A 13,843-nucleotide genomic window follows, 5' to 3' on the forward strand; every position below is an offset into this window, starting at 1 on the left:
GTAAGTAATTTTTTTCATAAAATATTATTTTAGTTAATTTTATAAATATAACTTAATAAATAATCAAAATAAAATAATTTTTTTGATTATTTTTTATACTCATTTTAAGATGTGTGATTAAAATTTACTAAATACTAAAAAAAACTCCGAAGTTCTTACTTCGGAGTTTCTTTTATTAAGCTTGACCCGTAGGCCCAAAATTTAATGGGATGGGTGGCTTATCATCGTTTTCTATAGTACCATGTGCTTGCTCAAAACGCTGTATATTTTCACCAAGTGCCTTATGCAGTCGTTTGGCGTGCTGCGGAGTAAGAATAATCCTAGATTGCACCTTACTTTTTGGGGCTCCTGGCATAATACTCACAAAATCAACCACAAATTCTGCCGGAGAATGATTTATGATGGCCAAGTTACTGTATTTACCTTGTGCCGTTTCATTATCGAGCTCAATATTTAATTGATTCTTTTTATTTTTTTGATCTTCGCTCATTGTACGTTCAGTATTAATTATAATTCACTTCTTGTTTGGCTTCCAGCATTTGATCCAATTCTTCTTTAGAACCAACAATAATATCATCGTATTCTCTTAATCCGGTTCCTGCTGGAATCTTGTGTCCTACGATTACATTTTCTTTAAGTCCTTCTAAGGTATCAACTTTACCGCTTACAGCAGCTTCGTTCAATACTTTTGTGGTTTCCTGGAAAGAAGCCGCAGAGATGAAAGACTTGGTCTGTAAAGAAGCTCTTGTAATACCTTGCAGTATTGGTGTGGCAGTCGCTGGTTGTGCATCTCTAGCCGTAACCAATTGCTTGTCTTCACGTCTTAATAAAGAATTCTCATCTCTTAATTGACGTGCAGTCACAATTTGACCCGCTTTTAGATTTGTACTATCTCCCGCGTCTTCAACAACTTTTTTACCAAAAATCTCATCGTTCTCATCAATAAAATCATCTTTATGAATTAATTGATTCTCAAGGAAAATAGTATCTCCTGGATCTTGAATTTTAACTTTACGCATCATTTGACGTACTACTACTTCAAAATGCTTATCGTTAATTTTCACCCCTTGCAAGCGATATACTTCCTGTACTTCATTTACCAAGTACTGTTGTACCGCGCTAGGCCCCTTGATATTTAAAATATCTTCTGGGGTAATAGATCCATCAGATAAAGGCATACCCGCTCTTACGTAATCATTTTCTTGAACAAGAATTTGATTAGACAATTTCACTAAGTATTTCTTAACCTCTCCCAGTTTTGATTCAACGATGATTTCACGGTTACCTCGTTTAATTTTACCAAACGAAACTACCCCATCAATCTCTGATACTACAGCTGGATTAGATGGATTACGTGCTTCAAATAGCTCAGTAACTCTAGGAAGACCTCCAGTAATATCACCTGCTTTAGATGATTTACGTGGTATCTTCACTAAAACTTTACCTATTTTAATTTTCTCCCCGTCATCTACCATTAAGTGGGCGCCGACTGGCAAGTTATACGAACGAATTACCTCGTCGCCTTTACCCATAATTAATAAAGTAGGGATTTTCTTTTTATTTTTCGATTCAGAAATAACTTTTTCTTGGAAACCAGTTTGCTCATCGGTTTCAACTTGATAAGTAACTCCCTGCTCAATATTTTCGAATTTAATTTTACCAGCAAATTCAGAAATAATCACCCCATTATAAGGATCCCATTGACAAATCACAGTACCTTTTTCAACTTTTGTTCCTGGCTTCACAAATAATTGTGCACCATAAGGAATTAGGTTGTTACTTAATACAATATTTGTTTTGGCATCTCTTATTTTCAATTCAGAAGTTCGCGAGATAATCACATCTACAGGGTTTCCTTCATTATCTTCTCCCTTAACAGTTTTAAGGTCTTCGATATCTACGATACCTGCAAATTTAGTTTCAAGTTTACTATCTTCAGAGATGTTACCTGCAATACCTCCTACGTGGAACGTTCTCAAGGTTAACTGTGTACCCGGCTCTCCAATTGATTGAGCGGCTACTACACCAACGGCTTCACCTTTTTGTACCGTTTTACCGGTAGCTAAGTTTCGACCATAACATTTAACACAAACCCCTTGTTTCGCTTCACAAGTAAGAGCAGATCTAACTTCGACACTTTCTAATACAGAAGCATCTATTTTCTTAGCTATTTCTTCAGATATTTCTTGACCAGCTTCAGCCAATACTTCTTCAGATATAGGGTCAATCACATCATTAAGAGCAGTTCTACCGATAATTCTTTCGGCTAAGCTTTCAACAATCTCTTCATTTTTCTTCAGTGGGCTAACTTCGATTCCTCTAAGGGTACCGCAATCTACCTCATTAATGATTACATCTTGCGATACATCTACCAATCTACGGGTTAAGTAACCCGCATCTGCAGTTTTAAGTGCGGTATCTGCAAGACCCTTACGTGCACCGTGAGTAGAGATAAAGTATTCTAAAATTGAAAGACCTTCTTTAAAGTTAGATAAAATTGGATTCTCAATAATTTCTCCACCTCCAGAATTCGACTTTTTAGGTTTTGCCATAAGTCCACGCATACCAGTAAGCTGCCTAATCTGTTCTTTAGAACCACGCGCTCCTGAGTCAAGCATCATATAAACCGAGTTAAAACCTTGGTTATCTTCGCGGATTCTCTTCATTGCCAATTCAGTAAGATTAGCATTGGTCGCTGTCCAAATATCAATTACCTGGTTATAACGCTCATTGTTGGTAATAAGACCCATATTATAATTAGCCATAATACCTTCAACTTGCTCATTAGCATCTTGAATCATACCTTCTTTTTCGGCCGGAATAATAATATCCCCTAACGAGAATGATAATCCACCTCTAAAAGCAAATCCGTAACCTAGACTTTTAATTTTGTCAAGGAATTCGGCTGTTTCAGGTACACTAGTCACTTTTAAGATATTACCAATAATATCTCGAAGCGATTTTTTTGTCAATACTTCATTAATAAAACCAGCTGCTCTTGGAACTTCTTCATTAAATAAAACACGACCAACGGTTGTTTCAATAATTTGTGGAACCAACTCTCCTTCTTCATTAAAGTCTTCTGTTTTTACTTTAATACTAGAATTGATTTCCACCTTCTTCTCATTATAAGCAATAATTACCTCTTCTGCAGAGTAGAAAGTAAGTCCTTCACCTAATACTTTGCGCTCGGGTGTAGATTTTCTTTCTTTGGTCATATAATACAAACCAAGTACCATATCTTGAGAAGGTACAGTAACGGGCGAACCGTTAGCTGGGTTTAATATATTATGAGAGGCAAGCATAAGCAATTGAGCTTCTAATATTGCTTCTGGACCTAATGGTAAATGCACCGCCATTTGATCTCCGTCAAAATCGGCGTTAAATGCCGTACAAACAAGCGGGTGTAATCGAATTGCTTTACCTTCAATTAATTTAGGCTGGAATGCTTGAATTCCTAATCTGTGCAAAGTTGGAGCACGGTTTAATAAAACCGGATGTCCTTTAAGCACATTCTCTAATATATCCCAAACAACTGGTTCTTTTTTATCTATAATTTTTTTAGCCGATTTAACCGTTTTAACGATACCGCGCTCTATAAGTTTTCTAATAATAAAAGGCTTATAAAGTTCTGCAGCCATGTTTTTAGGCAAACCACACTCAAACAATTTCATTTCTGGACCAACAACAATTACCGAACGAGCCGAATAATCTACACGTTTTCCTAATAAATTCTGACGGAAACGTCCTTGCTTTCCTTTTAACGAATCAGATAAAGATTTAAGCGGTCTGTTAGAATCTGTTTTAACAGCAGAAGATTTTCTGGTATTATCAAACAAACTATCTACAGATTCCTGAAGCATACGTTTTTCGTTACGTAAAATGACTTCAGGTGCCTTAATTTCCATAAGACGCTTTAATCGATTATTTCTAATAATTACTCGTCTATATAGATCGTTTAAATCTGAAGTTGCAAAACGCCCACCATCTAACGGCACCAATGGTCTTAACTCTGGTGGAATTACCGGAATGGCTTTCATTATCATCCATTCTGGTTTATTTTCTTTTCTTTCGTTAGCCTCTCTAAAAGCTTCCACTACCTGAAGACGTTTAAGCGCCTCGGTTTTACGTTGCTTAGAAGTTTCATTATTTGCCTTATGTCTTAACTCGTAAGATAATTCGTCTAAGTCTAGACGTTTTAAAATCTCAATAAGACACTCTGCTCCCATCTTAGCGATAAACTTATTAGGATCTTCATCTTCTAGATAAAGATTTTCTTGTGGTAAGCTGTCTAAGATGTTTAGGTATTCTTCTTCTGTAAGGAAATCCATTTTTTGTAAAGGTTCTCCTTCTTCATTTTTAGCGATTCCCGGTTGAATTACTACGTATCTCTCGTAGTAAATTATCATATCTAATTTCTTAGAAGGTATACCTAATAAGTATCCTATCTTATTGGGTAACGATCTAAAATACCAAATATGCGCTACAGGAACTACCAAATTGATGTGACCCACACGGTCACGACGAACTTTCTTTTCAGTAACCTCTACCCCACATCGGTCACAAACAATCCCGCGGTAACGAATGCGTTTGTATTTTCCACAAGCACATTCATAATCTTTTACAGGACCGAAGATTCGCTCACAAAAAAGCCCATCTCTTTCTGGTTTGTGCGTACGGTAGTTAATGGTTTCAGGTTTAAGCACTTCTCCTCGAGATTCTGCTAAAATAGCCTCTGGAGATGCTAAACCTATAGAGATTTTGTTAAATCTCTTTTGTGTATTCTTGTCATTATTTCTTGCCATAATGTATGGTACTAAAGAATTTTGCTAATTTGAATAATCGCTGTTACTACTTGATTATTCTTCTAATTTAATATCTAAACCTAAACCTTTTAATTCGTGCATTAATACATTAAAAGATTCTGGTAGTCCTGGTTCTGGCATTGGCTCACCCTTCACGATTGCTTCGTAAGTTTTAGCCCTTCCTATTACGTCATCAGATTTTACCGTTAAGATTTCACGTAGTGTACTTGATGCTCCATAAGCTTCAAGTGCCCAAACTTCCATCTCTCCAAAACGCTGACCTCCAAATTGAGCTTTACCTCCAAGTGGTTGTTGCGTAATTAACGAATATGGCCCAATACTTCTGGCGTGCATCTTATCTTCAATCATATGACCTAACTTTAACATGTAGATGATTCCCACAGTTGCCGCTTGATCAAAACGATCACCAGTTCCTCCATCATAAAGATAGGTATGTCCAAATCGTGGTATCCCAGCTTTATCGGTTAACTCATTAATTTGGTCTATAGTTGCACCATCAAAAATTGGTGTAGCATATTTCTGACCTAATTTCTCGCCTGCCCATCCTAATACAGTTTCATAAATCTGACCGATATTCATACGAGAAGGTACACCTAGTGGGTTAAGTACAATATCAACTGGTGTTCCATCTTCAAGGAATGGCATATCTTCTTGTCGAACAATACGAGCAACAATACCTTTGTTACCGTGACGACCTGCCATTTTATCTCCTACCTTAAGTTTACGCTTTTTAGCAATATATACTTTGGCCAATTTAATGATACCTGATGGCAACTCATCTCCTACAGAAATAGTAAACTTTTCTCTTCTAAGATTACCTTGCAGGTCATTTTCTTTAATTTTATAATTGTGTATTAAGTCGGCTACCAAAGCATTGGTATGCTCGTCGGTAGTCCAAGTACCTTGCGTTAAATGGGTATAATCATCAACAGAATTTAACATCTTCAAGGTATACTTCTTACCTTTTGGTAAGATATCTTCTCCAAGATCATTTTTAACACCTTGAGCTGTTTTACCGCCTACAATAGCAAAAAGCTTATCGATCAACTCATTTTTAAGCGTTTCAAATTTAACTTTGTACTTATCTTCGAGTTTGGCAATTTCCTCTTTATCTTTTGCACGCTTTCTTTTATCTTTTACCGCACGAGCAAAAAGTTTCTTGTTAATTACTACTCCATTTAAAGAAGGTGAAGCTTTTAAAGATGCATCTTTAACATCTCCTGCTTTATCTCCAAAAATAGCGCGTAATAACTTTTCTTCGGGAGTAGGATCAGATTCTCCTTTTGGAGTAATCTTACCGATTAAGATATCGCCTGGCTTAACTTCCGCTCCGATACGAATCATTCCGTGCTCATCCAAATCTTTGGTGGCTTCTTCAGATACGTTAGGTATATCATTGGTCAACTCTTCATTACCTAATTTGGTGTCTCTCACCTCCAATGAATATTCATCGATATGAATAGAAGTAAATAAATCTTCACGAACAACACGCTCTGAGATAACGATTGCATCCTCAAAGTTATATCCTTTCCAAGGCATAAAAGCAACTTTCATGTTTCTACCCAGCGCCAATTCTCCGGCTTCGGTAGCATAACCTTGACAAAGTACCTGTCCTTTAGAAACACGGTCACCCACCTTAACAATTGGTTTTAAGTTTACCGAAGTACCTTGGTTGGTTTTTCTAAACTTAATTAAATCGTAGGTCTTATCATCAGAGTCAAAACTTACCATGCGTTCTTCTTCTGTACGATCGTATTCAATAGTAATTTTACGTGCGTCTACATATTTAACAGTTCCTTCTCCTTCTGCGTTAATCAACACGCGCGAATCTGAGGCAACTTGTCTCTCTAAGCCTGTTCCTACGATTGGTGAATCTACACGCAATAACGGAACTGCTTGACGCATCATGTTTGATCCCATCAAAGCACGGTTTGCATCATCATGCTCCAAGAAAGGAATCAATGATGCAGATATTGAAGAAATTTGGTTAGGTGCTACATCCGTAAAGTGAACTTCTTTAGGATCTACAACAGGGAAATCACCTTCCATTCGGGCAATAACCTTTTCGGCATCGATTGTCCCGTCTTCTTTGGTAGGAATGTTGGCCTGCGCAATTAACTTTTCCTCTTCTTCTTCGGCAGAAAAATAAACTGGGTCATTAGCCAAATCTATCTTCCCTTCTTCTACTTTTCTATATGGAGTTTCGATGAATCCCATAGAGTTTACCTTAGCATAAACCGATAGCGAAGAAATCAGTCCAATATTCGGTCCTTCTGGGGTTTCAATAGGACATAATCTTCCGTAATGTGTGTAGTGAACATCTCGCACCTCAAAACCTGCACGCTCTCTAGATAAACCTCCTGGTCCTAAAGCAGACAATCTACGCTTATGCGTAATTTCGGCTAAAGGGTTGGTTTGGTCCATAAACTGCGAAAGTTGATTGGTACCAAAGAAAGAATTAATAACAGAAGACAATGTCTTCGCGTTAATCAAATCTATTGGAGTAAACACTTCGTTATCACGCACATTCATACGCTCACGAATGGTTCTAGCCATACGGGCTAGCCCCACACCAAACTGTTGTGATAATTGCTCACCTACAGTTCTCACACGACGGTTAGACAAGTGGTCAATATCATCAATTTCAGCTTTTGAATTGATTAACTCAATTAAATATTTTATAATGGTTATGATATCTTCTTTGGTAAGCACTTGCTTATCCATAGCGATATCTAAACCTAATTTCTTATTCATTCGGTAACGACCAACCTCTCCTAAATTATAGCGCTGATCAGAGAAGAACAGCTTGTCTATAATTCCGCGAGCAGTTTCTTCATCTGGCGGCTCGGCGTTACGCAATTGTCTATATATATGTTCTACCGCCTCTTTTTCTGAATTGGTAGGGTCTTTTTGTAGTGTATTATGAATAATAGCGTAATCTCCTGTGCTATTATCTTCTTTGTGTAATAAAATGGTTTTAGTACCCGTTTCAAGAATTTCTTCGATATGCTCTTTCTCTAATTCGGTATCTCGATCAAGAACAATTTCGTTTCTTTCAATAGAAACCACTTCTCCAGTATCTTCATCTACGAAATCTTCATACCAAGTGTTAAGTACACGGGCAGCAAGTTTTCTACCCAACACCTTTTTAAGTCCAGATTTAGACACTTTTACTTCTTCGGCAAGATCAAATATTTCTAAAATATCTTTATCTCGCTCAAAGCCGATAGCTCTAAATAAGGTGGTAACTGGTAATTTTTTCTTTCTATCGATATAAGCATACATAACGCTATTAATATCGGTAGCAAATTCTATCCAAGATCCTTTAAAAGGAATTACTCTTGCAGAATATAATTTTGTTCCGTTTGCGTGAAAAGATTGCCCAAAGAAAACCCCTGGCGAACGATGTAGTTGAGACACTACAACACGTTCTGCTCCGTTAATACAGAAGGTGCCACTAGGTGTCATATAAGGGATAGTACCCAAATATACATCTTGCACTATAGTTTCAAAGTCTTCGTGCTCAGGGTCTGTACAATATAATTTTAAACGGGCTTTAAGAGGCACGCTATAAGTTAGGCCTCTTTCTATACATTCTTGAATAGAATATCTTGGAGTATCAATAAAGTAATCTAGAAATTCTAATACAAATTGGTTGCGGGTATCGGTAATGGGAAAATTTTCTAGGAATGTATTGTATAATCCTTCATTCCCTCTTTCTTCTGATTTGGTTTCTAACTGAAAAAAATCTTGAAACGATTTTATCTGAATATCCAAAAAGTCAGGATAATCTGGTCTGTTTTTAACAGAAGAAAAATTCAATCTTTCAACTTGCGTTTCTAACATCTATTTGACGGAATTTGAAAGTATTTAATTTTAATTTGAAGCTCTAAAAATTAAACACTTAATTAAAGTTATAATGTTTGCGACTAAACGCTGCGTATACATACGCAAAATGGTTTAGACCTTCAAGACGCAATGCTTGAGGTCTAAACCTAAATAATATTGCTTGTTAAGCTTATTTAAGCTCAACCTCAGCTCCTGCCTCTTCTAATTGAGATTTTAATGCCTCAGCTTCGTCTTTAGCAACACCTTCTTTTACTGGAGCAGGTGCACCATCTACTAATCCTTTAGCATCTTTTAATCCTAAACCAGTTAATTCTTTAACCAATTTAACTACTGCTAGTTTTGAAGCTCCAGCTGACTTAAGAATCACGTCGAATTCTGTTTGCTCTTCAGCCTCTTCACCACCAGCGGCAGCACCACCAGCAACAGCTACTGCAGCAGCAGCAGGCTCAATACCATATTCTTCTTTTAAAATATCAGCTAACTCATTAACTTCTTTTACTGTTAAGTTAACTAACTGTTCTGCGAAATCTTTTAAATCTGCCATTTTCTATCGTTTTAAAATGTGTAATTTAGTTTATATAATTGTTAAAAAGTGCGTACGTTTTTTATCCTTCCTTTTCAGAAAGAGTCTTTAAAATACCAGCGATTTTTCCGCCTCCTGATTTAAGTGCAGAAACAACGTTTTTAGCAGGCGATTGTAATAGACCGATGATATCTCCAATAACTTCGTCTTTAGACTTGATATTGGCTAAGGCTTCAAGGTTTTCGTCACCTACATAGATAGCTTCATCTATAAAAGCTCCTTTTAATAACGGTTTTTCAGACTTCTTTCTAAATTCTTTGATTACTTTTGCTGGAGCATTTCCAGTTTCAGAAATCATAATAGAAGTATTTCCTTTAAGTACTTGTGGTAAGTCTCCGAAATCTTTATCAGAGCTTTCCATAGCTTTTGCTAATAAGGTATTTTTAACTACAGATAGCGAAACGTTTGCTTTAAAACAAGCTCTTCTTAAATTTGAAGTAGTTCCAGCATCTAAACCAGAGATATCTGCTAAATAGATGGTAGATGTATCTGCTAACTGGGCCGTTAAATCCTTTATTACTTGTGATTTTTCTTCTCTTGTCATAATGATTTATTTATTGCTCAGTATACCTTTTAGTATCAATTGCAACACTTGGGCTCATTGTACTAGACATGTGAATACTTTTAATATACACACCTTTAGCCGCTTGCGGCTTCAATTTCACCAAAGTAGTTAATAATTCTCTTGCGTTTCCAGCAATTTTCTCTGCATCAAAAGAGGCTTTTCCTATACCTGCGTGCACGATACCAGTTTTATCAACTTTAAAGTCAATTTTACCAGCTTTTACATCAGCTACAGCTTTAGCGATATCCATAGTTACCGTTCCGGTTTTAGGGTTAGGCATCAAACCTCTAGGCCCTAAAACTCTACCTAATGGTCCTAATTTACCCATTACGCTCGGCATTGTGATGATCACATCAACGTCTGTCCAACCTCCTTTTATTTTATCTAAGTACTCATCTAAACCTACAAAGTCTGCACCAGCATCTTTAGCTTCTTGCTCCTTATCTGGAGTTACTAAAGCCAATACTTTTACATCTTTACCAGTACCGTGAGGAAGCGTTACCACCCCTCTTACCATTTGATTCGCTTTACGCGGATCAACGTTTAGACGCACTGCTAAATCTACAGAAGGATCAAAATTTACGTTTGACACCTCTTTAATTAAAGCAGAAGCCTCGGCTACCGTGTATGATTTAGAAGAATCTATTTTAGATTGAGCTTCTTTTTGCTTTTTTGTTAATTTTGCCATTTTTTAGTTCTTTATAGATTAAAATGGTGCTTCACCTTTAACATTCACTCCCATAGATCGAGCAGTACCTGCTACCATCTTCATGGCTGAATCTACTGTGAATGCATTTAAATCTTGCATTTTGTCTTCTGCTATAGCTTTTACCTGATCCCAAGTAATACTAGCGACTTTTTTACGGTTTGGCTCTCCAGAACCTTTCTTAACTTTGGCTGCTTCCATAATTTGCACTGCAGCAGGTGGTGTTTTAATTACAAAATCAAAAGATTTATCTTTATATACTGTAATCACAACAGGCAACACCTTTCCAGCTTTATCTTGTGTTCTACCATTGAATTGCTTACAGAATTCCATGATATTCACACCGGCCGCACCCAAAGCAGGTCCTACTGGTGGAGACGGGTTCGCCGCTCCTCCTTTAACTTGTAGCTTTACAACCTTACTTACTTCTTTTGCCATTTTTAAAAATTTAAAATTGAATTATTTTTAAAGTGGAAGCATTAACAATAATTCTATATATGTAACAATTTATATTTTCTCAACTTGCATATAGCTCAACTCTACTGGTGTCTTTCTTCCAAAAATTTTCACCATCACCTCAAGCTTGCGTTTTTCTTCATTTACCTTTTCTACAGTACCGTTAAAGCCATTAAAAGGTCCGTCTATCACTTTAACTGTTTCTCCAACTGTATATGGAATAGCCACGGTATCCTTTTTAACAGAAAGCTCATCAACTTTACCTAACATTCTATTTACTTCAGAACGTCTTAAAGGCACAGGATCACCACCTTTAGTTTCACCCAAGAAACCTATCACACCATTGATACTCTTAATGATATGCGGCACCTCACCACTTAAATTTGCCTGAACCATTACATAACCAGGAAAATAAACTCTTTCTTTGTTTATTTTCTTACCATTTCTAATTTGTATAACTTTCTCTGTAGGCACTAGAACTTGATCTACAAAATCTTCTAAACCTTGATAAGAAATCTCTTTCTCGATATAATCTTTAACCTTATTCTCTTGACCACTTACCGCACGAACAACGTACCACTTCTTCAAATTATCTTCAGACATATTACTTGTAATTCTTAAGATTTAACCCAATCAAAATACTGCTCAATCACAGAACTAAAAACAGTATCCACCCCCCAAATTGCTAAAGAGAATATTACCGAAAAAACAAGCACTATAACCGTAAGTCTTTGCCCTTCCGCATATGAAGGCCAAGTAACATGATTTTTCAATTCACTATAAGACTCAGATATATATTTTACGATTCCTGCCATTTTATTAAGGTTTACAAAAGATGAGCATCTTTATCTCTTCTCTGAAGAAAAAAAGGCGCATCGCCTTTGAATTTGTTTTAATTCAGCAAATCGGTCTTAATATAAAACCGATTTGACCAGCACTTTTCCAGTGCTTTGCACGGGTTGAGAGACTCGAACTCCCGACACCTGGTTTTGGAGACCAGTGCTCTACCAACTGAGCTAAACCCGTAGGATTTAGGTTAAGGTTTGCTACCAAACCTTAACCTAAACTATATTTAAATTAGTCTAAAATTTCAGTAACCTGACCGGCACCTACTGTTCTACCCCCTTCACGGATAGCAAAACGAAGACCAACATTCATTGCGATTGGCTGAATCAACTCAACGTGAATAGTTAAGTTATCACCTGGCATTACCATCTCAACTCCATCAGGAAGACTAATAGTTCCTGTAACATCAGTTGTTCTTACGTAGAACTGAGGACGGTAGTTGTTATGGAATGGCGTGTGACGACCACCTTCTTCTTTTTTCAAGATATAAACCTCTGCCTTAAACTTAGCGTGAGGAGTTACAGAACCTGGCTTAGTAATTACCATACCTCTTGAAATCTGAGTCTTCTCAATACCTCTCAATAAGATACCAGCATTATCACCAGCTTCACCTCTATCTAATATCTGACGAAACATCTCAATACCAGTAATAGTTGAAGTTAATTTCTCTGCACCCATACCAATAATCTCTACAGGATCTCCAGTGTTTGCAATACCAGTCTCAATACGACCAGTTGCAACAGTACCACGACCTGTAATAGAGAATACATCTTCAATAGGCATCAAGAATGGCTTATCAACATCACGCTCTGGTAACTCGATCCAGTTATCAACAGCTTCCATAAGCTCTAATACTGTATCAACCCACTTTTGCTCTCCTTCTAAAGCTCCTAATGCAGAACCTGCAACGATAGGACCATTGTCACCATCATACTCATAGAAAGATAACAAGTCTCTAACTTCCATTTCTACTAGTTCTAAAAGCTCTTCATCATCTACTAAATCAACTTTGTTTAAGAAAACAACAATTCTAGGAATTCCTACCTGACGACCTAATAAGATGTGCTCACGAGTTTGTGGCATAGGACCATCTGTAGCAGCAACCACAAGAATAGCACCGTCCATTTGAGCAGCACCAGTTACCATGTTCTTTACGTAATCGGCGTGACCTGGACAGTCAACGTGTGCATAGTGACGATTTGCAGTAGCATACTCTACGTGAGAAGAGTTAATTGTAATACCTCTTTCTTTTTCTTCTGGAGCATTATCAATTTGATCAAAAGCAGAAGCCTCTGAATACCCAGCATCAGCTAACACCTTAGTAATAGCTGCAGTTAAAGTTGTTTTTCCGTGATCTACGTGTCCAATTGTACCTATATTCAAGTGCGGTTTGGAACGATCATAAGTTTCCTTTGCCATAATTAATACTTGTTTTAATCTTAGTTATATATTAGTGTTCAAATTATATACAATACAAAAAACAACTTTAAAAAGCTGCCAGTATAAGTAAGCGACTTACGCTTTTTGAGCCAACGACGAGAATTGAACTCGTGACCTCTTCCTTACCAAGGAAGCGCTCTACCCCTGAGCTACGTCGGCCTAGTGATTCAGAGTTACTTTTATACAAGTAAAGCCCTACCCTCTTCAGCTTTCACTTAAAGAAAATAGAGCGGGAGACCAGGTTCGAACTGGCGACATTCAGCTTGGAAGGCTGACGCTCTACCAACTGAGCTACTCCCGCATTCCAAATTATTTCTAAATTTTGTGGGGAGAGCAGGATTCGAACCTGCGAAGTTAAAAAACAACAGATTTACAGTCTGTCCTCGTTGGCCGCTTGAGTATCTCCCCAATTTAATTAATTTTGAATCATTATTTCATAGAATAGAGCCGATGGAGGGACTCGAACCCACGACCTGCTGATTACAAATCAGCTGCTCTAGCCAGCTGAGCTACATCGGCACTTTGTTTCGTCTATTCTTAAAGAACTACCGCTTTTCTAACGGACTGCAAAT

Annotated in this window: 10 protein-coding genes and 5 tRNA genes; all 15 read right to left on the bottom strand. The window is 37.1% G+C overall.

The window, feature by feature from the left end:
• Positions 1-175: 175 nt before the first annotated feature.
• The 15 genes from ACFSQ0_RS01475 to ACFSQ0_RS01545 all read right to left on the bottom strand — a co-directional run bounded on the left by ACFSQ0_RS01475 (position 176) and on the right by ACFSQ0_RS01545 (position 13,790).
• Entirely contained in the window at positions 176-490 is a 315-nt protein-coding gene (locus ACFSQ0_RS01475; protein WP_147860548.1) for a DUF3467 domain-containing protein, read from the bottom strand.
• A gap of 13 nt (positions 491-503) precedes the next feature.
• Positions 504-4,805, bottom strand: coding sequence for a DNA-directed RNA polymerase subunit beta' (gene rpoC / locus ACFSQ0_RS01480; RefSeq protein WP_379043153.1), 4,302 nt, complete (start codon positions 4,803-4,805; stop codon positions 504-506).
• A gap of 54 nt (positions 4,806-4,859) precedes the next feature.
• A complete protein-coding gene (rpoB, locus tag ACFSQ0_RS01485; protein WP_379043156.1) occupies positions 4,860-8,672 on the bottom strand; it encodes a DNA-directed RNA polymerase subunit beta in 3,813 nt (1,270 codons plus the stop codon).
• Between the two features lie 172 nt (positions 8,673-8,844).
• Positions 8,845-9,219, bottom strand: coding sequence for a 50S ribosomal protein L7/L12 (rplL, locus tag ACFSQ0_RS01490; RefSeq protein WP_147860551.1), 375 nt, complete (start codon positions 9,217-9,219; stop codon positions 8,845-8,847).
• Positions 9,220-9,280: 61 nt separating this feature from the next.
• Entirely contained in the window at positions 9,281-9,802 is a 522-nt protein-coding gene (gene rplJ / locus ACFSQ0_RS01495; RefSeq protein ID WP_147860552.1) for a 50S ribosomal protein L10, read from the bottom strand.
• Between the two features lie 10 nt (positions 9,803-9,812).
• A complete protein-coding gene (gene rplA, locus ACFSQ0_RS01500; RefSeq protein WP_147860553.1) occupies positions 9,813-10,511 on the bottom strand; it encodes a 50S ribosomal protein L1 in 699 nt (232 codons plus the stop codon).
• Between the two features lie 18 nt (positions 10,512-10,529).
• Complete coding sequence (gene rplK / locus ACFSQ0_RS01505) at positions 10,530-10,967, bottom strand: 50S ribosomal protein L11 (RefSeq protein WP_147860554.1); 438 nt, start codon at positions 10,965-10,967, stop codon at positions 10,530-10,532.
• A 69-nt stretch (positions 10,968-11,036) separates the two neighbouring features.
• Complete coding sequence (nusG, locus tag ACFSQ0_RS01510; RefSeq protein ID WP_147860555.1) at positions 11,037-11,588, bottom strand: transcription termination/antitermination protein NusG; 552 nt, start codon at positions 11,586-11,588, stop codon at positions 11,037-11,039.
• A 14-nt stretch (positions 11,589-11,602) separates the two neighbouring features.
• Positions 11,603-11,800, bottom strand: coding sequence for a preprotein translocase subunit SecE (gene secE / locus ACFSQ0_RS01515; RefSeq protein ID WP_147860556.1), 198 nt, complete (start codon positions 11,798-11,800; stop codon positions 11,603-11,605).
• A gap of 138 nt (positions 11,801-11,938) precedes the next feature.
• A tRNA-Trp gene (locus ACFSQ0_RS01520) sits at positions 11,939-12,011 on the bottom strand.
• Positions 12,012-12,062: 51 nt separating this feature from the next.
• Positions 12,063-13,250: an elongation factor Tu gene (gene tuf / locus ACFSQ0_RS01525; RefSeq protein WP_147860557.1), complete on the bottom strand. Its 1,188-nt coding sequence runs from the start codon at positions 13,248-13,250 to the stop codon at positions 12,063-12,065.
• A 108-nt stretch (positions 13,251-13,358) separates the two neighbouring features.
• Positions 13,359-13,430 (bottom strand) — tRNA-Thr (locus ACFSQ0_RS01530).
• A gap of 69 nt (positions 13,431-13,499) precedes the next feature.
• Positions 13,500-13,572: transfer RNA gene (locus ACFSQ0_RS01535), tRNA-Gly, on the bottom strand.
• Positions 13,573-13,596: 24 nt separating this feature from the next.
• Positions 13,597-13,679, bottom strand: a tRNA-Tyr gene (locus ACFSQ0_RS01540).
• Between the two features lie 37 nt (positions 13,680-13,716).
• Positions 13,717-13,790: transfer RNA gene (locus ACFSQ0_RS01545), tRNA-Thr, on the bottom strand.
• Positions 13,791-13,843: the final 53 nt, after the last annotated feature.

Source organism: Mesonia sediminis (assembly GCF_042684705.1).
Classification (GTDB): domain Bacteria; phylum Bacteroidota; class Bacteroidia; order Flavobacteriales; family Flavobacteriaceae; genus Mesonia; species Mesonia sediminis.

What these genes read in the sequence shown, in the direction of transcription:
- rplL (WP_147860551.1), bottom strand. Translation starts at nt 9,219, where the DNA reads ATGGCAGATTTAAAAGATTTCGCAGAACAGTTAGTTAACTTAACAGTA.
- rpoB (WP_379043156.1), bottom strand. Translation starts at nt 8,672, where the DNA reads ATGTTAGAAACGCAAGTTGAAAGATTGAATTTTTCTTCTGTTAAAAAC.
- tuf (WP_147860557.1), bottom strand. Translation starts at nt 13,250, where the DNA reads ATGGCAAAGGAAACTTATGATCGTTCCAAACCGCACTTGAATATAGGT.
- rpoC (WP_379043153.1), bottom strand. Translation starts at nt 4,805, where the DNA reads ATGGCAAGAAATAATGACAAGAATACACAAAAGAGATTTAACAAAATC.
- rplJ (WP_147860552.1), bottom strand. Translation starts at nt 9,802, where the DNA reads ATGACAAGAGAAGAAAAATCACAAGTAATAAAGGATTTAACGGCCCAG.
- nusG (WP_147860555.1), bottom strand. Translation starts at nt 11,588, where the DNA reads ATGTCTGAAGATAATTTGAAGAAGTGGTACGTTGTTCGTGCGGTAAGT.
- rplK (WP_147860554.1), bottom strand. Translation starts at nt 10,967, where the DNA reads ATGGCAAAAGAAGTAAGTAAGGTTGTAAAGCTACAAGTTAAAGGAGGA.
- secE (WP_147860556.1), bottom strand. Translation starts at nt 11,800, where the DNA reads ATGGCAGGAATCGTAAAATATATATCTGAGTCTTATAGTGAATTGAAA.
- rplA (WP_147860553.1), bottom strand. Translation starts at nt 10,511, where the DNA reads ATGGCAAAATTAACAAAAAAGCAAAAAGAAGCTCAATCTAAAATAGAT.
- ACFSQ0_RS01475 (WP_147860548.1), bottom strand. Translation starts at nt 490, where the DNA reads ATGAGCGAAGATCAAAAAAATAAAAAGAATCAATTAAATATTGAGCTC.